We start from the raw sequence: 21,010 nt of genomic DNA on the forward strand, positions 1-21,010 counted from the left end.
CGAGCATGATTGGAAGTCGATTGGCATCGACACTGCCGCGTTCGTGCACCAACTCCGCCAGCAGCTTGATGGCGTTATAGGCGTACTGCAGCCACTCGGTGGCATCGTTCAACAGTTCGTCCGGCTCTGCGTTCGGATCGGAGAAGTAGTTGGTGTGTCGAATGATCCAGGGTTCGCCAAAGACGTTGTTCATAAGCAACTCCTTGCTGAGCACCGCGGCCTCGCTCCGTAAACGGCATGCCGCAGACAGCACGGCATACCGCGATCACACGGACTCGAGGGTTCACCGGCGGCTCAAAGGCTGAGCGCCGGGCGGCTTGATTGAGGAAGTGGGATGCGGGACTAGGAGGTTTCGCTATGGCGCAGCCTTACGCGCCGGGTAGGACGGCTCGGAAAACTGTCTGCGAAAACTCTTAGCCTGCGGTTCTTCAACCGTGTCCGCAACGTCGTCGGACGGCCCGGATGGTCGGTGGGGGTGTCGCCGAGGGGATCGGCGAGCGCGGAAGTCCCGTATGATCTGGCTTAGCCATGATCAACTCCTATGCGTTGGTGATGGTTAGCGGGTCGTAGGAGCTCGTTACTCCTGCGGCCCGCGCTTCTCACAGCATTGCTGCCATGGTTACCCGCGACGCTCGTGGAAACACTCCGCGGGTAACAACACAAAAGCTAGCAGCGCAATCCCCGGTTGTCTTTAGTCGAATTCCGATAATGCCCAAGATGCTTTTCTCCCTTACGGGGAGAAGATGCCGGCAGGCAGATGAGGGGCCGGGGGCTCGCCTAGGCGCTTCTACGAAGCGAACAGAAACACTCGGATGAGCTGGAGCGTCGCCTCATCCCCTGATCCAGCGCTGCAGCGTGGCATCCAGAGCGGCCTCGTCGACATCCATCATGCTCGCGAGGCCTGGACCCACGGCAGCAAAGTGATCGAGCTGTCGGCGCATCCATGGCCGTAACGCGGCGGGAAGCGCTTCACGGTCGCCTTCGCTGGCCAGCGCCTTACGCGCCTCGAGTTCGGCGATCCAGCTGCGCTCCTCACCGCTGACCCACGGCGCCGCCAGCAATTCGGCAAAGCGGGTCGGCGGCTGCCTGCGCGCGTGCTCGATCCAGCGGCAGGCCAGGATCGGTCGCAGGAAGTAGAACAGCTTCTTCAGGCGCACGGTGTCGTCGATCAGATGTTCGTCGTGCGTGTTGCGGGCCATGCTCAGGTAATGGAACAGCGCGCGCGCCGGCTGGAAATGGCGTGCGATAAGGCGGCGCACTTGCTCCGCGAAGGCATCGTCGGCGCGATAGACGATGGGCGAATCGAACCACTCGTTGAAGGCCAGGTTGCACTTGGTCATCAGCCGTAGCGCCTTGCGCAGTTCCCAGCCGCTGACGTCGAGGTCGCCGGGGAGCATGCGTTCGATCACATCGCGCTGCTCGAACACCTGCAGATACCAGTCCGTCGCATGCACATAGACAAAGCGCACATCGTAGTCGCTGTCCGGCGAGGCGAAGCCCCAGGCGCGGCTGCCGGACTCGGCGGCGTAGAGCACGCGCACGTCATGCTCACGTTCGATGTCGTCGATGGCGGATTGGATCGCGGCGTCCATCACTGGCGGTGCTCCCATTGCGCGGTCAGTTCGCGCAGGAGGCGATTGGCTGCGGCTGCATCGATCGCGTCCGGCAGACCGCTGCCGGTAGTTTCGCGCTCGCAGCGTGCGGCGATCTCCTGCGCCATATCGATCAGTTCGTCGTAGCGGAAACGTCCGGCGCGGATATTCAGCAGCAGCGCGCGCTGCTCGCCCTCGAAGCGAACCATGGGACGGCCATGTCGCACGATGGACTCGCCCGAAAGCAGCAGGCGCACGGTATGCATCATGTTCTTCGCGTCGTAGTCCAGCTCGCCGCTTTCCTGCTGGCGCCAGCGCGCCTCGTTGCGTTCGCGGCGCCAGGTCCAGTAGTTCTGGTGGTCGCTCAGGGCCTGCCGCCAGGCTTGTTCGTTGTAGAACAGCAGGCCGGCGAAGCGTCCGGCCTCCTCTTCCAGCGGAATGGATTCGCATACCAGCATGCCGTCGCGGAACACGCCGCGCGCATCGCGGCCGTAGCGGTAGAGTCGGTAGCCGTCGCGCGCGTGTTCGAGGCTGGCGGCGTGGAACTCATCCAGGTTCCAACCCAGCGTCTTCAGCGGCAGCGGACGGCATGGCGCAGCATCGCCAGCAATGAGGCGTTCGCGGGGAATGACATGGCAATAGTCCTCCTTCGCTGGCGGCGCTTCCGGACGCGGCTGGTTGATCCATTTGTTTTGCCCACGCGCCTTGCGGATCTGCGTGAGGGCATAGCCGATATGGCTCTGCACGCAGGGCTTGGCGAGGAACAACTCTCGCTGCGCGACCAGCAAGTCCATTTCCGGACTGCTCATCCGCACCGTATCCTCTGGCATGAACAGCAGTTCCAGCACATTGGGATTGGCTGCCGACAGCAGTTCGATCACCCGCCGCAGGCTGTAGTACACGACGTCATTGCGCGCGTCGGCGACCTGCGCTTCAGGCGCTTGCAGGCCGAGATATGCGGCGGCGGGCATCGCGTAGATGCCGCGCAGATCCTGGTCGCTCTCTGCTACCGCCGTGCCATAGGCATGGCTACCGGCCACGCACTCGAACAGCAAGACAGGCGTGGCGTGGGCGCGCAGCGTTTCCAGCGCGATCATGGGCGGCCGGCCAACCACGCATCCAATTCCACCCGCGTCGGCATCCCCCCCTGCGCACCGAGGCGCGTCACCGACAGCGCCGCGGCGGCGCAGGCCTTGCGCACCGCCTGCGGCAGGCCTTCGTGCAGGAATACGGCGAGTGCGCCGTTGAAGGTGTCGCCGGCGCCGGTGGTGTCGACTACGTCGACGGCGAAGCCGCTCTGGTGCGTGGGCTCGCCGTCCTCGCGATACCAGGCGCCTTCGCCGCCGCGGGTCAGCACGACGGGACCCGGCGCCTGGCGCATCAGCGCGCGGAAGTCCTGCTGCGCGTCGGCGCCGAGCAGGATCGCCAGCTCGTGCTGGTTGGGAGTGACGTAGCGTGCGAGCTTCAGCCACTCGGTCGGCAGCTTCTGCGCCGGCGCGGGATTGAGGATCACCGGTACGCCCAGGCGATGGCCCAGGCGCAGCGTGGCCTCGACGCTTTCGAGCGGGATTTCCATCTGCACCAGCACGGCATCGGCGCGGGCGATCGCGTCGGTGGCCGCTTCCACCTGTGCGGGTGTCACGCGCGCATTGGCGGCGGGTACCACGATGATTTCGTTCTCGCCGCCGGCCACGGTGATCGACGCCGTGCCGCTGCCGCAGTCGTCGATGCGGCTCACGTAGTCGAGCGCGATGCCCTCGCGGGCCAGGCCTTCGCGCAGCTGCTCGCCGAAAGTGTCGTCGCCCAGCGCGCCGATCAGGGTCACCTCGGCGCCGAGGCGCGCGGCGGCCACCGCCTGGTTGGCGCCCTTGCCGCCGGGAACGGTGAGGAAGCGCTCGCCCAGCACGGTCTCGCCCGGCCCGGCGAAGCGCGGGGCCAGCGTGACCAGGTCCATGTTGATGCTGCCGACCACGACGACGCGCGCCATACCTGCTCCGGAACTCGACCATGAAAGCGGCCGAGCATACGGGATGGCGCGCGCCGCGGTGGAGTGTGCTTACTGCCCCGCGTCGGGCATGGGCCGGGAAGGTTCGGCGGTGCCCTGCTTTTCCTGGCGCTTTTCGATCGCGCGTTCCTTCAGCGTGAGATAGCGCTGGCGCTGGCTGTCGCTCAGCACGGACTGAATCTGGCGGTCGCCGTCTTCCATGATGGCCTTGGCCTGGTCGCGGCGGTCCGGTCCTCTGGCGCCACCGCTGCGCAGCGCCTGCATCTTCTGCTGCTGGGTCTGCAGGATGGCGAGCACCTGCGCCTGCTGCTGCGCGTTGAGGTCCAGGTGCTTGGCCAGCTTCTGGGCGCGTTCCTGCGGATCCGGCGGGCGGCGCTGCTGGCCGTGCATGGCCTGGCCATCGGGCGGTGGCGTGGCGCCGTCCTGGGCATGGGCGCCGAAGGCGGCGGCCAGGGCGAGAGCGATCAGGCACAAGCGGGTCTTCATGGGCGCAGCTCCTTGGTGGAAGTGCGCAGGGGAACGGCGCCCCAGGCCCGCGCGTTGACTTGAAAGGCACGGGCCGGGCCCGAACATCGCTGGGATTGCCGCCCGAGGAACTCCCCATGATCGAACTGCACTACTGGCCCACCCCCAACGGCCACAAGATCACGCTCTTCCTGGAAGAGGCCGGCCTGCCCTACGAGATCAAGCCGGTGAACATCGGCAAGGGCGACCAGTTCAAGCCGGACTTCCTCGCCATCGCCCCCAACAACCGCATGCCGGCCATCGTCGATACCGCCCCCGCGGATGGCGGCAAGCCGCTGAGCATCTTCGAATCTGGCGCCATCCTCCAATACCTGGCGGAAAAGACCGGCCGCTTCCTGCCGGCCGACATGCGCGAGCGCTACAAGGTGCTGCAGTGGCTGTTCTGGCAGGTCGGCGGGCTGGGCCCGATGCTGGGACAGAACCATCACTTCAACCGCTATGCGCCGGAGAAGATCCCCTACGCGATCGAGCGCTACGTCAATGAGACGCGCCGCCTGTACGGCGTGCTCGACAAGCAGCTGGACGGGCGCGCCTTCGTCGGCGGCAAGGACTACACGATCGCCGACATGGCCTGCTATCCGTGGATCGTGTCGCACGAGGCGCAGGGCATGTCGCTGGACGATTTCCCGCATCTGAAGCTGTGGTTCCAGGCCATTGCCGAGCGGCCGGCGACGAAAAAAGCCTATGAAATCGGCGATTCCATCAAGGACCGCTTCGACCTGACCCAGGACGAGGACGCCCGCAAGGTACTGTTCGGCCAGGGCGCAAAACGCTGATGCACAGCTGCCGCCTCCCCCAGGATGCGGCACTTTTCCCTGGAAAAAGGCTGGCTTCGTGCAGCACGACGGGTTTTAATCCGCGCTTGTTCTTGCGCCCCGCCAGCAGTCCAAGGAAGTATCCATGCGCGCTCTCCTGTTCGCCGCCCTGACGATGGTGACCCTGCCGACCATGGCCGAAAAACTCACCATCGAACGCATCTTCGACGGCGGCAGCCTGGCCGGTCCCGCGCCGCGCGGGCTGCAGATCTCGCCGGACGGCAGCCGCATCACTTTCCTGCGTGCGCGGCCGGACGACCAGTTTCAGCTGGACCTGTGGGAATACCGGCCCAAGGACAACAGCACGCGCATGCTGGTCGACTCGCGCAAGCTCGAGCCGCAGGGCGAGCAGCTGTCCGACGCCGAGAAGGCGCGCCGCGAGCGCGCCCGCACCGCCGGCCTGCGCGGCATCCTCAGCTACCAGTGGTCGCCGGACGGCAAGCAGCTGCTGTTTCCCATCGGCGGCAAGCTCTACCTGTACGACCTGGCCGCGGTCAAGCCGGTGCCGCGCGCGCTGGACACCGGCGGCGATGCGATCGATCCGAAGATCTCGCCCAAGGGCCGCTACGTCTCCTACGTGCGTGACCAGAACCTGTGGGTGATCGACCTGGACAGCGGCGATGCGCGCCAGCTCACCCGCGACGGCGGTGGCAATGTGCACAACGGCGAGGCGGAATTCGTCGCGCAGGAAGAAATGGGCCGCAGCAGCGGCTACTGGTGGGCGCCGGACGACAGCGCGATCGCGTTCGAGCGCTACGACGAATCCAAGGTGCCGGTGGTCAAGCGCACCGAGGTCTATGCCGACCGCACCGACGTGATCGAACAGCGCTATCCGGCGGCGGGCGATCCCAATGTCGCGGTGAAGCTCGGCCTGGTCGCACCCACCGGCGGCGCGCCGCGCTGGGTGGATCTGGGCAAGGACGCGGACATCTACCTGGTGCGCGTGAACTGGCTGACCGACGGCAAGCACCTGAGCTACCAGCGCATGCCGCGCAGCCAGCAGAAGCTGGAGCTGCGCCTGGTCGATGCCAAATCGCTGGCCCAGCGCACCCTGCTCACCGAGACCGGCACGACCTGGATCAACCTCAACGACGACCTGCGCTTCCTCAAGGACGGCAAGAGCTTCCTGTGGGGCAGCGAGCGCAGCGGCTTCCATCATCTGTACCTGTACGGGCTGGACGGCAAGCTCAAGCACCCGGTGAGCCAGGGCGACTGGCAGATCGACGGCGTGCTGGCGGTGGACGAGCATGCGGGCACGGTCTACGTCGGCTCCAATCGCGACTTCGTGCCGGATCACCAGGTCTATGCGCTGAAGCTCGACGGCAGCACGGCCAATGCGCCGGTGCGCATCAGCAAGGGCGACGGCAGCCATCTCGCGGAGTTCGCGCCGAATGCGGCGTTCTACCTCGATACCTATTCCAGCGCCGACACGCCGCCGCAGGTGAGCGTGCACAAGCCGGACGGTACTTTCCTCAGCTGGATCGAGCAGAACAAGCTCGACGAGAAGCATCCGTTCTGGCCCTACCGCGCCAGCCTGATCAAGCCGGAGTTCGGCACGGTGAAGAGCGCCGACGGCCAGACGCTGTACTACCGCCTGTATAAGCCGGCGGGTTTCGATCCGACCAGGAAGTACCCGGTGTTCGATACCTACTACGGCGGCCCGCACGCCCAGCTGGTGGCCAGCGGCTGGGGCGATTACTTCAATCAGTACATGGCCAACCAGGGCTATGTGGTGTTCACCCTCGACAACCGCGGCATGGCGCGGCGCGGGCGCAAGTTCGAGGATCCGATCTACGAGCAGCTGGGCGCCGTCGAAGTGGACGACCAGCTCGCCGGCATCGACTGGCTGAAGACGCAGCCCTGGGTGGATGGGCGCCGCATCGGCGTGTTCGGCTGGAGCTACGGCGGCTACATGACCGCCATGCTGCTGGCCAAGGCGTCCAAGGACATCGCCGGCGGCGTGGCGGTGGCGCCGGTCACCGACTGGCGCCTGTACGACACCTTCTATACCGAGCGTTACCTGGGCCGTCCGCAGGACAACGAAGCCGGTTACACGCGCAGCAGTCCGTTCGCCTGGCTCGATGGCCTGACCAGCAAGCTGTACCTGGTGCACGGCATGGCCGACGACAACGTGCTGTTCGTCAATTCGACCAAGCTGATGGCCGAGTTGCAGAAGCGCGGCACGCAATTCCAGTTCATGGCCTATCCGGGCGCCAAGCACGGCCTGAACCTGCCGGGCCAGCGCAGCCACGTGTATCACCTGATCGCCAATTTCTTCGATCGCGAGATCAAGGGAGCTGCCGCGCCGGCGGCGCCGAAGCCGGCGGCCGCGGCGTCGGTCGCGCCCTGAGCCAACAAAAAAGCCCGCCATTCGGCGGGCTTTTTTTTCGAAAGCGACGGCGGCCTTACTTGCTGATGCTCGGACCGCGGATCGGCTCCGCGCGCACCTTGCCGTCCACTTCCACATTGATCACGCCGGGCTGCGCGCGGAAGCGCACCATGCCCTCTTCCGCCGACATGCCTTCCGGCAGCAGCACGACGATCGCCGGCGCCCAGCCGATATCGCGCACATACGTGGCGCCGGCCGCATCGCAGGCGGTGCGCATGGTCTCGAGCGGCGTGCCGTCGCGGAAGCTGACGATCAGCTGCACGCGGGTGGCGGGGTGGGACGAAACGGAGGGGGTGGTGCTGTCGGTGTCGGCCATGACCTTGGAGCTCCCTGGCGTGGTGGCGGCGCAGGCATGGGTGCCCGCGCCGAGCAGAATCAACAACGGAAGGTACAGCTTGCGGCGGCCCGGCATGGCGTCATCCATCACGCAATGACGGGCGGCCGTCCGCGCTTACTGCGCGTGGCCGCCGACGCCCGAGTCGCCCTGTTCCAGCGGCGGCGCCGTGCCGGCCACCGCCAGCAGGGCCAGCGCATAACCGTCCTCGATGCTGACGGTGGACACCTCGTCCCAGGAAAAGAACGACGCCTCGCGCAGCCATTCGGCGTCGGGGCTGATCTCCTGCATGTAGAAGCCGTCCTCCTCGAAGGAGATCAGCTTGCCGATGTAGCAGACCTCGGCCTCGTCCTCGCTGTCCACGTGCACGCCGATCACCGGCGCCTGCTTGGCGGCGGCCTGCACCACCTCGCGGATATCGTCCAGCGGGAAGCCGCGTGGCGGACGTGGCAGCAGCTGCTTCATGGCCAGGGCTTTCTCCATGAAGGGCGCGTGCTTGTCCGGGGCTTCCAGCTCGGTGATGTCGCGGTGCCGCATCACATACATGCCGTCGTAGGTGATGGCGTCGCCGACCACCCACAGCAGGAAGAATTCGCGGCCGACTCCGCCCACATAGCCGCAGAAGCTGCCGTGTTCGAGTTCACCGCGCCACAGGCGAACCAGCTGCTGCGTCTGCTGCGCTTCGCGCAACTGAGCTCGCTGGCCCGTCGTCTTAAGTTCAATCACCTTTCCCATACACCACGAATTTTATCAGCGGGGGTCTTTCCCCATGTTTACAGGATGTAACGGCTCAAGTCCTCGTCCTGGACCAGGCTCGCCAGGTTCTTATCGACATATTCGGCGTCGATCACGTATTTTTCGCCGGATTTGTCGGCAGCTTCGAAGGAGATTTTTTCCAGCAGCCGCTCCATGACGGTATGCAGGCGGCGGGCGCCGATGTTCTCGGTGCGCTCGTTCACCTGGAAAGCGACCTCGGCCAGGCGGTTCACGCCCGACTGCGTGAATTCGATCGTCACGCCTTCGGTGCCCAGCAGCGCCACGTATTGCTTGGTCAGCGCGTTGTGCGGCTCGCGCAGGATGCGCTGGAAGTCGTCCACCGACAGCGCGGACAGTTCCACGCGGATCGGCAGGCGGCCCTGCAGTTCCGGAATCAGGTCCGAGGGCTTGGCCAGCGAGAACGCGCCGGAGGCGATGAACAGCATGTGGTCGGTCTTGATCGGGCCGTACTTGGTCGACACGGTGGAGCCTTCCACCAGCGGCAGCAGGTCGCGCTGCACGCCTTCGCGGCTGACGCCGGCGCCGCCCCATTCGGAGCGCTGGGCGACCTTGTCGATCTCGTCGATGAAGACGATGCCGTTCTGCTCGGCGGCATACATCGCCTGCGCACGGACTTCTTCGTCGTTGAGCAGCTTGCCGGCTTCCTCGTCGACCAGCAGCGGGCGGGCCAGCTTGATCGCCAGCTTGCGCTTCTGCGACTTGGCGCCGCCGAGGTTCTGGAACATCTGGCGCAGCTGCTGGCCCATTTCCTCCATGCCGGGCGGCGACATGATCTCGACGCCCACGTTCATGGCGAAATCCAGCTCGATCTCGCGCTCGTCCAGCGCGCCTTCGCGCAGCTGCTTGCGCAGCTTCTGGCGGGTGTCGTTGTCGATCGCCGGCGCCTGGTCGTGGGTCCAGTCGGTGGGCGCCTGCCGGCGTGGCAGCAGGGCGTCGAGGATGCGGTCCTCGGCGCGGTCTTCCGCCTGCGAGCGCACGCGCTTGACCGCCTGCTCGCGGATGAGCTTGTAGGCCACGTCGGCCAGGTCGCGGACGATCGATTCGACGTCCTTGCCGACATAGCCGACCTCGGTGAACTTGGTCGCTTCCACCTTCACGAACGGCGCATTGGCCAGCGTCGCCAGGCGGCGCGCGATCTCGGTCTTGCCCACGCCGGTGGGGCCGATCATCAGGATGTTCTTCGGCGTCACTTCGTCGCGCAGGTTCGGATCCAGCTGCATGCGGCGCCAGCGGTTGCGCAGCGCGATCGCCACGGCGCGCTTGGCGTCGTGCTGGCCGATGATGTAGCGGTCGAGTTCGTTGACGATTTCGCGGGGAGTGAGTTCGGACATGGCCTTCGCCGGGAATGGGAAATAGAGAATCGGGAATAGGAAAAGCGAGACGGTGAGAGGGATCCGATTCCCTATTCCCTACTCTCTATTCCCAGCTCTTCGACCGTCGTGTTGTGATTCGTATAGATGCAGATGTCGCCGGCGATCTTCAGCGCCCGCTCGACGATCTGCCGCGCGTCCAGCTCAGTGTTCTCCATCAGCGCCAGCGCGGCGGACTGCGCATAGGGGCCGCCGGAGCCGATCGCGATCAGGCCGTGCTCGGGCTCGAGCACGTCGCCGTTGCCGGAGATCAGCAGCGAGGCGTCCTTGTCGGCCACCGCCAGCATCGCTTCCAGGCGGCCCAGGCGGCGGTCGGTGCGCCATTCCTTGGCCATCTCCACCGCGGCGCGGGTGAGGTTGCCGCTGTGCTTGGCCAGCTTCTCCTCGAACAGTTCGAACAGGGTGAAGGCGTCGGCGGTGGCGCCGGCGAAGCCGGCCAGCACGTCGCCCTTGCCGAGCCGGCGGATCTTGCGCGCGTTGGCCTTCATCACCGTGTTGCCCAGGGTGACCTGGCCGTCGCCGCCGATCACGACGCGACCGTTGCGGCGGACCGAAACGATGGTGGTGGCGTGGAACGATTCCATGGGGAGCTGCCTGCGGATGCGGATCACAGGATGTGGGGAGAGCGGAGCCCAAACCCAAGTCCGTGGTGCGCTTGGCCGCAAGAGATTGCTGCTGCGCAGCATGGCGGCCATGGGTTTTTTGCGATTGACAGCAGCCTTCACACGCTTTTTACTGCGGAGCGGAGGGGTTCCGCCGCATGAACTTGTGGCGGGCGAGAGGGAGAAGGTGTCTCACGGGGAAAACGGTCCCGCAGGACCGTGCGAGACACCGCAAATCGCCGCACCGAACCGGGCAGTCATGCCGATAAGTTGATCTGGCTTGGAATTTGGATCGATCCATATTCTGCAGTTCCGGATTTGGATCGATACAAATTCATAAGGGTTTGATTTCTAAACCCCTCGTCAGCGGCCGTGATCGTCCGCTCGCATCCCGGCTGTAAGGGAGCGACCTCTCGAATGCCGGTTTTTCCGCCCGCTTGGGTGGGCCGGGTCCGCCTCGCAAGAGGCGTCATGGGGAGATCACAACCAATGTCGAGCAGTAGCAATTCGAGCAGGAGATCGTTGGGCGGTCCGCTGCGCCTGAGCGTGCTGGCCCTGGCTCTGGGGGGCTGTTTCGCAAGCACCGCCGCGCTGGCGCAGTCCAATGCTTCGGGCGCCATCTTCGGCCGCACCGAAGCCGCACCGGGCACCACGGTGCATATCGAGAATCCATCCACCGGCATCAGCCGCGACGTCGCCGTCGACGCGGACGGCCGCTACCGCGCCGGCTCGCTGCCGGTGGGCGTGTACAAGGTGGCGGTGCAGCGCAACGGCCAGACCGTGGACAGCCGCGACGCCGTCCAGGTCAACGTCGGCACCAGCACCGAAGTGACCTTCGCAGCTGCCGCAGCGACCGGCGCCGGCGCCAAGAACCTCGAAGGCGTCAGTGTGGTGGCCAGCGCCGTGCCGGCCATCGACGTGTCCTCGGTGGATACGCGCACCGTGCTCAATGCCGAGCAGCTGCGCCGCCTGCCCATGCCGCAGAGCGTGAACGCCGCGGTGCTGCTGGCGCCCGGCGCGGTGAACGCCGACGCGCGCTACGGCAATGCGGTCTCGCTGGGCGGCTCGTCCGCCGCGGAGAACCAGTACTACGTCAACGGCTTCCCGGTGACCAATCCGCTCACCGGCCTGGGCGCCACCAGCCTGCCGTTCAATTCGATCGAGCAGGAACAGGTGTTCACCGGCGGCTACGGCGCCGAATACGGCCGTTCCACCGGCGGCGTGGTCAATATCGTGACCAAGCGCGGCACCAACGAGTGGAAGGGCGGCATGCAGGTGCTCTACACGCCCGCGGGCCTGCGCGAGACCGAGCAGCCGACCTACCGTCCCGGCGACGGCGCGCAGATCACCGGCCGCGACAAGCACTCGGCCAAGCTGTGGGAAACCACCTATGCCGCCTACCTGGGCGGTGCGCTGATCAAGGACAAGCTGTTCTTCTTCGGTGCGGCCGAGCGCATCAAGTCGGAGAACGACACCTACACGCTCAGCAAGAACACCACCCGCTCGTACAACACCAACAAGACCAACCGCTGGCTGGCCAAAGTCGACTGGAACATCACCGACAACCACATCATCGAGTTGACCGGCCTGAGCGACACCGCGTCGACCTATGCCGACCAGTTCGTCTACGACGGCGTCAACGACATCCAGTACAACCACAAGGGCTGGCGCAGCCAGAAGAACCAGGGCACGGCGGGCTCCTCGCCGGGCGGCCAGGTCTATGTGGGCCGCTATACCGGCTACATCACCGACAACCTCACGGTGGATGCGCTGTACGGCAAGGAGCGCACCGACCACGTCGACCTGACCTCCGGCTCCAGCTGCACCTACTTCCAGGACAACCGCGACAGCGTGCCGCCGTCGCAGCGCCTGCAGGGCTGCAACATCTCCAGCGGCATCGCCGCACCGGGTGCGTACGACGAGACCAACGGCTGGCATCTGAACCTGGAATACCGCCTGGGCAGCCATGACCTGCGCGCGGGTGTCGACCACTACAACGTCACCTCGCTCAACGGCTCGGACACCTCCGGCGGCGTGGGCTGGTTCTACTACGACAACCCGGCCAGCGGCGTGATCGAAACGCGCGGCAACCTGGCGGTGCCGCCGGGCCATAGCGGCATCGTCGAACGCTATGTATTCCGCGCCATCGGCCAGGCCAAGGTACGCCAGCAGGCGCAGTACCTCGAAGACCACTGGCAGGTCACCGACCGCTGGCTGGCCTACGTGGGCCTGCGCAACGAGCAGTTCGAGAACCTCAACGCCGACAACGAAGTGTTCGCCAAGCAGCGCCACCAGCTGGCGCCGCGCCTGGGCCTGTCGTGGGACGTGATGGGCGATTCCAGCCTGAAGATCTACGCCAACGCCGGCCGCTACCACCTGGCGATCCCCAACAACGTGGCCGTGCGCGGCGCCTCGGGTTCGCTGTACGAGACCCAGTGGGGCACCTACGACGGCGCGGTCAACACCAACGGCACGCCGCCGAACTGGCAGCCGATCGAGAACGTGGTGTACGCCAACGGCGCCGACGGCACGCCGCCTGACCCGCGCTCGATCTCGGCACAGAACCTCAAGGCGTACTACCAGGACGAGTACATCCTGGGCTTCGACCAGCAGTTCGCCGACCACTGGACCTTCGGCGCCAAAGTGCGCTATCGCAAGCTGCGCAGCATCATCGACGACTGGTGCGACGACCGCCCCTTCATCAAGTGGGCGGCCGACCACGGCGTGAACTACGCCGACCCGTCGCCGGCCTGCTACATCATCAACCCGGGCCAGTCCAACCGCTTCCTGATCGACCTCGACGGCGACGGCAAGCTGGAAGACATCAAGCTCAGCAAGAACGACATCGGCCTGCCCGAAGCCAAGCGCAAGTACTACGCGCTGGACGCGTACCTGGAGCATCGCTTCGACGGCAAGTGGTATGGCCGCCTCGACTACACGTTCTCGCGCAGCTACGGCAACTCCGAAGGCCTGCTCAAGTCCGACATCGGCCAGCTCGATCCGTCGGTGACGCAGGACTGGGACCACAAGGAACTGATGCTCGGCTCGAACGGCCCCGAGGCCAACGACCGCACGCACCAGATCCGCGCCTACGGCTACTACCAGATCAATCCGCAGTGGCTGGTCAGCGCCAACGTGCTGATCCAGTCGGGCCGTCCGAAGAATTGCATCGGCGTGTACCCGGGCGACATCCCGTCGGAGATCAACTACGGCGCCTCGTACTTCTACTGCAAGGGCCAGCCGACCCCGCGCGGCAGCCAGGGCCGCCTGCCGTGGACCTACCGCCTGGACCTGGGCGTGCAGTACGCGCCGTCGTTCGCCAAGAACAACCTGACCTTCAGCGCCACCGTGGTCAACGTGTTCGACAAGCAGACGGTGCAGAGCATCAACGAATCGGGCGAAACCGGCAGCGGTGCGCCCAACCTCAGCTACACCCAGCCCCTGTCGTACCAGACGCCCCGCTACATCCAGTTCGGCGCCCGCTACGACTTCAGCCTGTAAACCCGCAACCGCGAGCGCCACGGCGGCAGAAGATCGCCGTGGCGACTTCCCCGATTGACCACCGCTTGCCGGTGGTCTTTTTTTTGGCTCGTCATTCCGGCGCAGGCCGGAATCCAGTGACGACCGCGTTCGATTCTCGCGAAAGAGCCGATCGGCCTTATCGCGAAAATCCGGCACTGCGGTTACTGGATTCCGGCCTGCGCCGGAATGACGGCGATGGGTGTTCGCGGGGTGATTGGCCCTTGCGCTTCGCCCTCGGATGCGCCGCGTCGTACACCTGACCAAGTGCTGGAAATCTAGTTTCTAGCTCGTCATTCCGGCGCAGGCCGGAATCCAGTGACGACCGCGTTCGATTTTCGCGAAAGAGCCGATCAGCCTTATCGCGAAAATCCGGCACTGCGGTTACTGGATTCCGGCCTGCGCCGGAATGACGGCGATGGGCGTTCGCGGGTGGTTAACCCTTGCGCTTCGCTCTTGGATGCGCCGCGTCATACACCTTGGCCAGGTGCTGGAAATCCAGGTGCGTATAGATCTGCGTGGTGGCGATGTCGGCGTGGCCGAGCAGTTCCTGCACCGCGCGCAGGTCGCCGGAGGATTCGAGCATGTGGCTGGCAAACGTATGGCGCAGCAGGTGCGGGTGCACGTGCTTGGCGAAGCCCTGCGCGAGCGCGAGCTGCTTCAAGCGCGCCTGCACCGTGCGCGGACTGATCGGCGCACCGCCGCGGCCGCGGAACACCGGCGTTTCCGGTGCCTTGCCTTCCGCTTCGCCAAGCGCGCGCAATGCTTCCACCGCATGACGCCCCACCGGCACGATGCGCGTCTTGCTGCCCTTGCCCAGCACGCGGACTTCGCCTTGCGTCAGGTCGAGATCCAGCCAGCGCAGGCCGACCAGCTCGGAAAGGCGCAGGCCGGAGGAATAGAACAGTTCGAGCATGGCGCGATCGCGCACGCCCAGCGCACCATCGCCGCCGGACTCCACCAGCGTGGTCGCCTCGTCCACGTCCAGCACCTGCGGCAGCTTGCGGTGCACCTTCGGTCCGCGCACGCCGGCGACCGGGTCGTTGTCGAGCAGGCCCTCGCGCCGCAGCTGGCGGAACAGGCTGCGGCAGGACGAGAGCAGGCGCTGTAGGCTCTTCGGCGACAGGCCGGCGCGGTGTTCGGCGGCGACGAAGCCGCGCATGCGGTGTGCGTCGAGCCGCGAGAACGCATCGATCTGCTGCGCTTCCATCCAGCGCAGCAGCTTGTCCAGATCCCGGCGATAACCATCCACCGTATGCGGCGAGGCCTTGCGCTCGCCGGCGAGGCGCGCCAGCCAGGCCTGCACCTGGCCGCGCGGGTCCATGCTCAGCCGCCGTTCCGCGAGCGCTGCAGCGCGGCGGTGACGGTGGCCGAGATCATCTTCAGGAACACCGTGCCCATGCCAGGCTGGAAGCGGTCCGGATCGCGGCTGCCGATCGCCAGCAGGCCCAGCCCGTCCAGCGGCATCAGCGCGGAGGATTGGATCTGCGGCGCCTCGTCGCCGAACAGGCGATACAGGCGCTCGGCCGACAAGCGGCCGGCAATGGGTTCGTGGTGAGCGAAGAATTCGGCGAATTCCGGCAGCGAGGCCTGGCCGCCGGGCGCGCGCACCAGCCAGTCGGCCGGCGGCAGCTCCAGGTCGAACACCAGCAGGCGCACCTGGTCGGTCTGGAAATCCTCGGCCAGGCGCGCGATCACGCTGCGCGCGGCCACGGCCGCGGTGTTGGCGCGCAGCACCGCCACGTTAAGCTCGTGGATGCGCAGCATCAGCCGTTCGTTCTCGGCGGCGATCGCGGCCAGCTCGGCCAGGCGGCGTTCCAGCTCGGCGTTCTTCTCGCGCAGGTTCTGCGTCTGGTAGGCCGCCAGCGAGGCGACCTGCCCTTGCTCGCGTGGCAGCTCCAGCTGCGCGGCCAGCTCCGGGAATTCGTTGAGGAAGCCCGGGTGGCGGCGCAGGTAATCGGCCACGTCCTTGGCGGTGAGGCTGTCGTCCAGAGCGGTGTCGGTCATGCGCGGTACCTCGTCAACCGGTGGGGCCGGCGTGCCCGGCCCGGAGTGTGCGATGGCGATGGCGGCGCATCAATGCGCCCCGCCCAGCCACTCGCCTTCGAAGGCAAACGCGGCCGGCCCGGTCATCCACAGCGTGTGGCCGGGGCCGGCCCAGTCGATCTGCAGGCGGCCGCCGGGCAGGTCGACCTGCACGCTGTCGTCCACCTCGCCGCGCAGGCGCAGCACCGCCATCGCGGCGCAGGCGCCGGTGCCGCAGGCGCGCGTCCAGCCGCTGCCGCGCTCGTGCACGCGCAGGCGCAGGTGGCCGCGGTCGACGATGCGCACGAAGCCGGCGTTGGCCCCCTGCGCGAAGCGCGGGTGCCCGGTCAGCGCCGGACCCAGGCGATACAGCGCCGGCGCGCCCAGATCGTCCACGGTCACCACCGCATGCGGATTGCCCATCGATACCGCGCCGATCTCCAGCGTCTGGCCATCGGTGTCCAGCGCATAGCGTTCGGCCGGCGCGGCGGCGTCGAATGGAATCTGTGCCGGGCGGAATTCCGGTTCGCCCATGTCCACGGTGACGCGGTCCGCCGCCAGCAGGCGCACCGTGACCGGGCCGGACGGGCTTTCCAGCCGCACCGTCTCGCCCAGCGTCAGTTCGCCGGCGCGATGCAGCCACGCCGCCACGCAGCGCACGCCGTTGCCGCACTGGTTCGCCGACGAGCCGTCGGCATTCCATAGGCCGTAATAGAAGCGGCAGGACGCATCGCGCGGCGGCTCGATGCTGATCAGCTGGTCGAAGCCGACGCCGGCATGGCGGTCGGCCAGGGCGCGGATCTCTTCGGCATCCAGCGCGAAACCCGCGGCGCGGGCATCGACCATGACGAAGTCGTTGCCGATGCCGTGCATCTTGGAGAAGCGCAGGCTCATGCGGAGGCGCGCCGGCTCAGTGCGCGGCCGGCGCCGCGGCGGTGGACGACGGTGCCGGAGCGGGCGCGGGCTTCGCGGCGGCCGGCGCGGTCGGCTTCGGCGGCATGAACAGCGGTCCCTTGTTGCCGCAGCCGGACAGCGCGGCGATGGCGACGCAGAGCGGGAGCAGCAGGATCGATCGGCGCATGGGGGTGGGTTCCTACGGAGTCGGCGGCAGTATAGCGAGCCCGGGCGAGCCGGCCGCATGAACGCAGCATGCCCGCATTCCATGACGCGCTGCGCACGGCAGCGCACGGAGCCGTGCGCGCGAGTCGCTATCATGCGCGCACCCGCCGCGCCGCGGCAGCGAGAGACCCGAACGACGATGGACTGGACCACGCTGCTGCGCCTGCCCAGCACGATCCTGCTGGCGCTGGCCGTGATCGCGCTGCTGTTCACCCTGGCCCAGCTGCTCGCCCTGCGCGCGCGCCTGGCCTCGCGCCAGCGGCTCGCCGCGGCGCTGCGCACCCTGCTGCTGCTGGCCGGTTTCGCCCTCACCCTGCTGCTGGCCGGGATGGGCTGGAGCCTGCGCGGCTATCGCCTGCTGGCGGAGGAAACGCCGGTGGTCGACATCGACGCCCGCATCCTGTCGCCGCAGCGCTGGGCGCTGACCCTGCATTGGCCCGACGGCAGCGCGCGCCAGGTGGAGGTGGCCGGCGACGCATGGCGGGTCGAGGCGGTGGTGCTGAAGTGGAAGCTGCCGGCGCTGCTGGCCGGCCTGCCGCCGCTGTATCGGCTGGACCGACTCAGCGGCCGCTATGACGATGCACAGCAGGAAGCGCAGGCGCCGCGCACGGTGATCGGCTTCAACCAGGCCGGCATCTACGACCTGCCGCGCTGGATGCCGGGTGTCGACACGGTGTTCGGCAGCGGCGCGTTCCTGCCGCTGGTCGACGAAGGCCACTACAGCGTGAGCCTGATGCGCACCGGCGCCCTGGTCGCACGCCCGGACGAGGCGACGGAGCGGCGCCTCGCCCAGCCGTTCGGCGGCTGAGCACGATCGTTCAATCGAGCGCTTTCTCGTAGCGCCACGCGTCGGCGCCGTCTTCGTAATAACTCGCGTAATGGCCGATGCGCTGGTAGCCCAGCCGCTCGTACAGGCGGATGGCGGCGTCGTTGTCGGTGCGCACTTCCAGCCGCAGCGCGCTGCGGCGCTTGCGCCGGGCGGCCTGCTCGGCGGCTTCGATCAGCGCCGAACCTACGCCCTTGCCGCGCGCCTCCGCCTGGGTGGCGATCGAATACAGCCGCGCCGCGCCGCTGCCCTTGCGGAAGAACACCACCGCCGTGCCGAGGAAACGCCGATGGTTGGCGCTGGCCACCAGCACCTGCGCGCTTTCGCTGTCCAGGTGGCGGCGGTACTGGGCGCGGCTGAGGCGGTCGCCGGCGAAGCTCTGCTCTTCCAGCGCGACCAGGTCGTCCAGGTCGGAAAGCTCGGCACGGCGCACACGCACGGCGGCGGTCGCGGGCATGGGGGTCATCGGCGGTGGGTTCCGGTGCGGCAGTAACGCGGCGGCGAAGGGCGGAGGGACGAAACGAAGCGCGGCACTCTAGTCCCGCGGCGGGCGCGTCGCAATCGCCCGGGCGTCATGCCCCGCGCCGCGGCATTTAGACGAGAGTCATCCCGCTCCCTTGTGCACGCTCCGGCCTGTGCGAAACTGCGCGCTCCGTGCCGCCCCGTTCCATCGACGAGACGACACCCTCGTCTGCCCGATCTCAAGGTGCCATGGCCCGGCTCGTCATCGTCGTCGAGAAAGCCTCCGACTGGAGTTCCTACTATCCGTCCGTCGACGTGGTCACGGCGATGGACTACCTGCGCGAGCCGGTCTCCACCGACGACGAGCGCACGCAGGTGATCAACCTCTGCCGCAGCTACAAATACCTGGGCACCGGCTATTACGTGTCGCTGCTGGGCGAGGCGCGTGGCCACAAGGTGATGCCCTCGGTGCGCGCGGTGAACGACCTGCGCCGCCGTTCGCTGTACGGCCTGGACATCGAGGACCTCAACCAGAAGCTCACCCGCTTCCTGCCGGAGGGCGGCCGCGACACCACCGACTTCGGCATCCTGGTGTACTTCGGCGAGACGGCCTACACCGCGCTGCAGGACCTGGCGCGCCAGGTATTCGAACTGTTCCCATGCCCGCTGCTGCGCATCGAGTTCGAGCGCGACCGCGTGTGGCAGGTCAGCTCGATCAAGCCGGTCGGCCTGCACAGCCTGGACGACGCCCAGGAAGACGCCTTCGCCGAGGCGCTGGACCGTTTCTCCAAGAAGCTGTGGCGCAAGCCGCGCGCGCGCAAGCGCTATCGCTACGACATCGCCATGCTGGTCGACCCCAACGAGGCGATGCCGCCGTCCAATAAGAAGGCGCTCAAATCCTTCATCCAGGCCGGCAAGGAACTGGGCATCGAGGTCGACCCGATCGGCAAGGACGACTACCAGCGCCTGGCCGAGTACGACGGCCTGTTCATCCGCGAAACCACCGCCAGCGACAACCACACCTATCGCTTCGCCCATCGCGCCGAGCGCGAGGGCATGGTGGTGATGGACGATCCCAGCTCGATCCTCCGCTGCACCAACAAGATCTACCTCAACGACCTGATGGTGTCGCGCAAGCTGGCGGTGCCCAAGACCGAGATCCTGTACCGCGACGACGCCAAGGGCATGAAGGAGATCGCCGGGCGCCTGGGCTATCCGCTGGTGCTGAAGATTCCGGACGGTTCGTTCTCGCGCGGGGTGATGAAGGTGGAGGACGAGCGGGCGCTGGAGAAGGCCGCCGGCGAACTGTTCCAGCACAGCTCGCTGCTGCTGGCGCAGGAATTCCTCTACACCGAATTCGACTGGCGCATCGGCGTGCTCAATCGCGAAGCGCTGTACGCCTGCAAGTACTACATGTCGCGCGGCCACTGGCAGATCTACAACCACGGCGCCAAGGGCACGGACAAGTCCGGCGGCTTCGAGACCATCCCGGTGCGCGACGCGCCCAGCGATGTGGTCAAGCTCGCGCTCAAGGCCACCCAGGGCATCGGCGAGGGCCTCTACGGCGTGGACCTGAAGCAGGTGGACGGCAAGCCGGTGGTGATCGAGGTGAACGACAACCCTTCGATCGATGCCGGCGTCGAGGACGCGTACCTGGGCGAGGATCTGTACCTGCGCATCATGCAGGAGTTCCTGCGGCGCATGGAGCGCAAGCGCTTAGGGATCGCCGACTGAGGTCGGGCAGCTCCGGCGTCCACCCTGGATCGCCGGAGCTCAAGGCGCCTTCCATGCGCCGCGACGACAGGTGCACCGCCTTCCATGGCGTCTGTCGTCGCGTCCCTTCAGGCGCACATCCCGTACGCCAAAGCTCCACTGCCAAGCGGAAGTCTTTCGATCAGTGCCAGATCGCCTGCCGCGCCCGCGGCCGGCGGCGCAGCGCCAGCGCGAGCAGGTCGCGCGGCAGGCGCGGTTCCAGCACCAGCAGCAGCGCCAGCGGCGCGGCCAGCAACCAGAACGCCGGCGTCCAGCCGAGCAGGTCGGTGCGCGCCGGCACCAGGGTGGTCAGCAGCAGCACGGCGCCGGCCAGCAGCCACAACAGGGCGCCGGCGGCGAGGCGGTGATGGCGGGCGGCATCGGAGGTCTGCGTGCGCATGGCGGCGGTCCGTCGTGGTCGATGGAGTGAGTTTGCGCGTGGCCCATCTCATAGCTTGCGACCATTGCAGCGGCCTCTCACGAAAGAGTCCTTCTCCCTCCGGCGACCCGAAGGTAGTCCCCGTGGGGGAGCACGCGGGGAGCGCACAAGGATGTGTGCGGCTCTGAGGAGCGAGGAAGGTGGCGGTAGCCGGATGAGGGTTCGGCCGGAGTCGTGCACATCACCTTTGCGCTCCGCCCGGACCCTCACCTCAACCCCTCTCCCCCACGGAGACTACCTTCGGGTCGCCGGAGGGAGAGGGGCTCAGCGTTGCGGCGTGCACAAATGCTGCGACACCTAATCAACCTTCAAATCGGAATCCTTCTCCCGCCGGGAGCACGCGGGGAGGGCACAGGGATGTGCCCGGCTCTGAGGAGCGAGGAAGGTGGCGGCAGCCGGATGAGGGTTCGGGCGGAGCGGTGCACATCACTCTTGCGCTCCGCCCGTACCCTCACCCCA

Annotated in this window: 20 protein-coding genes; 5 read left to right on the forward strand and 15 right to left on the reverse strand. The window is 67.0% G+C overall.

The annotated features are described in order from the left end of the window. The 5 genes from BM172_RS21480 to BM172_RS21500 form a co-directional block, all read right to left on the reverse strand. Nucleotides 1-193: hypothetical protein (locus tag BM172_RS21480; RefSeq protein ID WP_143096576.1), on the reverse strand; the 193-nt coding region annotated here is incomplete at its 3' end. Nucleotides 194-830: 637 nt separating this feature from the next. Continuing rightward, on the reverse strand, nucleotides 831-1,592 hold the full coding sequence (locus BM172_RS22355) for a nucleotidyltransferase domain-containing protein (protein ID WP_051548502.1): 762 nt from the start codon (nucleotides 1,590-1,592) through the stop codon (nucleotides 831-833). Further along, entirely contained in the window at nucleotides 1,592-2,689 is a 1,098-nt protein-coding gene (locus BM172_RS21490; protein WP_026634698.1) for a DNA polymerase beta superfamily protein, read from the reverse strand. Before BM172_RS21490 ends, BM172_RS22355 begins: the two co-directional genes overlap by 1 nt. Beyond that, complete coding sequence (gene rbsK / locus BM172_RS21495) at nucleotides 2,686-3,579, reverse strand: ribokinase (protein ID WP_026634699.1); 894 nt, start codon at nucleotides 3,577-3,579, stop codon at nucleotides 2,686-2,688. The genes BM172_RS21490 and rbsK overlap by 4 nt, the downstream gene beginning before the upstream one ends. A gap of 69 nt (nucleotides 3,580-3,648) precedes the next feature. Beyond that, nucleotides 3,649-4,083: a hypothetical protein gene (locus tag BM172_RS21500; protein WP_051548504.1), complete on the reverse strand. Its 435-nt coding sequence runs from the start codon at nucleotides 4,081-4,083 to the stop codon at nucleotides 3,649-3,651. A 116-nt stretch (nucleotides 4,084-4,199) separates the two neighbouring features. Between BM172_RS21500 and BM172_RS21505 the strand changes: the two genes are divergently transcribed. After that, the gene (locus BM172_RS21505; protein ID WP_026634700.1) at nucleotides 4,200-4,898 is read left to right on the forward strand and encodes a glutathione S-transferase N-terminal domain-containing protein; all 699 of its coding nucleotides are present in this window, start codon (nucleotides 4,200-4,202) and stop codon (nucleotides 4,896-4,898) included. A gap of 124 nt (nucleotides 4,899-5,022) precedes the next feature. Then, nucleotides 5,023-7,287 carry a S9 family peptidase gene (locus tag BM172_RS21510; RefSeq protein WP_026634701.1) on the forward strand — a complete coding sequence of 755 codons (2,265 nt, stop codon included), beginning with the start codon at nucleotides 5,023-5,025 and terminating at the stop codon, nucleotides 7,285-7,287. 55 nt (nucleotides 7,288-7,342) lie between these two features. Here BM172_RS21510 and BM172_RS21515 read toward each other — a convergent pair whose 3' ends face one another. From BM172_RS21515 to hslV, 4 genes are all read right to left on the reverse strand, one after another. After that, nucleotides 7,343-7,738 carry a S8 family serine peptidase gene (locus BM172_RS21515; RefSeq protein WP_026634702.1) on the reverse strand — a complete coding sequence of 132 codons (396 nt, stop codon included), beginning with the start codon at nucleotides 7,736-7,738 and terminating at the stop codon, nucleotides 7,343-7,345. Between the two features lie 39 nt (nucleotides 7,739-7,777). Then, nucleotides 7,778-8,395: a hypothetical protein gene (locus BM172_RS21520; protein WP_026634703.1), complete on the reverse strand. Its 618-nt coding sequence runs from the start codon at nucleotides 8,393-8,395 to the stop codon at nucleotides 7,778-7,780. Between the two features lie 38 nt (nucleotides 8,396-8,433). Then, nucleotides 8,434-9,768: an ATP-dependent protease ATPase subunit HslU gene (hslU, locus tag BM172_RS21525; RefSeq protein WP_026634704.1), complete on the reverse strand. Its 1,335-nt coding sequence runs from the start codon at nucleotides 9,766-9,768 to the stop codon at nucleotides 8,434-8,436. A gap of 71 nt (nucleotides 9,769-9,839) precedes the next feature. After that, nucleotides 9,840-10,391 carry an ATP-dependent protease subunit HslV gene (gene hslV, locus BM172_RS21530; RefSeq protein WP_026634705.1) on the reverse strand — a complete coding sequence of 184 codons (552 nt, stop codon included), beginning with the start codon at nucleotides 10,389-10,391 and terminating at the stop codon, nucleotides 9,840-9,842. 540 nt (nucleotides 10,392-10,931) lie between these two features. On the opposite strand from hslV, the gene BM172_RS21535 reads away from it, so the two are divergent. Beyond that, nucleotides 10,932-13,910 carry a TonB-dependent receptor gene (locus BM172_RS21535; RefSeq protein ID WP_026634706.1) on the forward strand — a complete coding sequence of 993 codons (2,979 nt, stop codon included), beginning with the start codon at nucleotides 10,932-10,934 and terminating at the stop codon, nucleotides 13,908-13,910. Between the two features lie 454 nt (nucleotides 13,911-14,364). On the opposite strand, the gene xerC is transcribed toward BM172_RS21535, so the two are convergent. From xerC to lptM, 4 genes are all read right to left on the reverse strand, one after another. Next, on the reverse strand, nucleotides 14,365-15,252 hold the full coding sequence (gene xerC / locus BM172_RS21540; protein ID WP_026634707.1) for a tyrosine recombinase XerC: 888 nt from the start codon (nucleotides 15,250-15,252) through the stop codon (nucleotides 14,365-14,367). 2 nt (nucleotides 15,253-15,254) lie between these two features. After that, nucleotides 15,255-15,935: a DUF484 family protein gene (locus BM172_RS21545; RefSeq protein ID WP_026634708.1), complete on the reverse strand. Its 681-nt coding sequence runs from the start codon at nucleotides 15,933-15,935 to the stop codon at nucleotides 15,255-15,257. Nucleotides 15,936-16,004: 69 nt separating this feature from the next. After that, nucleotides 16,005-16,847, reverse strand: a complete 843-nt coding sequence (gene dapF / locus BM172_RS21550; RefSeq protein WP_026634709.1) for a diaminopimelate epimerase — start codon at nucleotides 16,845-16,847, stop codon at nucleotides 16,005-16,007. 16 nt (nucleotides 16,848-16,863) lie between these two features. Next, a complete protein-coding gene (lptM, locus tag BM172_RS21555; protein ID WP_026634710.1) occupies nucleotides 16,864-17,034 on the reverse strand; it encodes an LPS translocon maturation chaperone LptM in 171 nt (56 codons plus the stop codon). A gap of 177 nt (nucleotides 17,035-17,211) precedes the next feature. Here lptM and BM172_RS21560 point away from each other — a divergent pair, with 177 nt between their 5' ends. Continuing rightward, the gene (locus tag BM172_RS21560; protein WP_026634711.1) at nucleotides 17,212-17,880 is read left to right on the forward strand and encodes a hypothetical protein; all 669 of its coding nucleotides are present in this window, start codon (nucleotides 17,212-17,214) and stop codon (nucleotides 17,878-17,880) included. A 10-nt stretch (nucleotides 17,881-17,890) separates the two neighbouring features. Here the strand turns inward: BM172_RS21560 and BM172_RS21565 are convergent, their stop codons facing one another. Beyond that, nucleotides 17,891-18,364, reverse strand: coding sequence for a GNAT family N-acetyltransferase (locus tag BM172_RS21565; RefSeq protein WP_026634712.1), 474 nt, complete (start codon nucleotides 18,362-18,364; stop codon nucleotides 17,891-17,893). 245 nt (nucleotides 18,365-18,609) lie between these two features. On the opposite strand from BM172_RS21565, the gene BM172_RS21570 reads away from it, so the two are divergent. Beyond that, entirely contained in the window at nucleotides 18,610-20,094 is a 1,485-nt protein-coding gene (locus BM172_RS21570) for a RimK family protein (protein WP_026634713.1), read from the forward strand. A gap of 160 nt (nucleotides 20,095-20,254) precedes the next feature. Here the strand turns inward: BM172_RS21570 and BM172_RS21575 are convergent, their stop codons facing one another. Further along, on the reverse strand, nucleotides 20,255-20,512 hold the full coding sequence (locus BM172_RS21575) for a hypothetical protein (RefSeq protein ID WP_026634714.1): 258 nt from the start codon (nucleotides 20,510-20,512) through the stop codon (nucleotides 20,255-20,257). Nucleotides 20,513-21,010: the final 498 nt, after the last annotated feature.

Source organism: Dyella marensis, from assembly GCF_900112865.1.
Lineage (GTDB): Bacteria > Pseudomonadota > Gammaproteobacteria > Xanthomonadales > Rhodanobacteraceae > Dyella_D > Dyella_D marensis_A.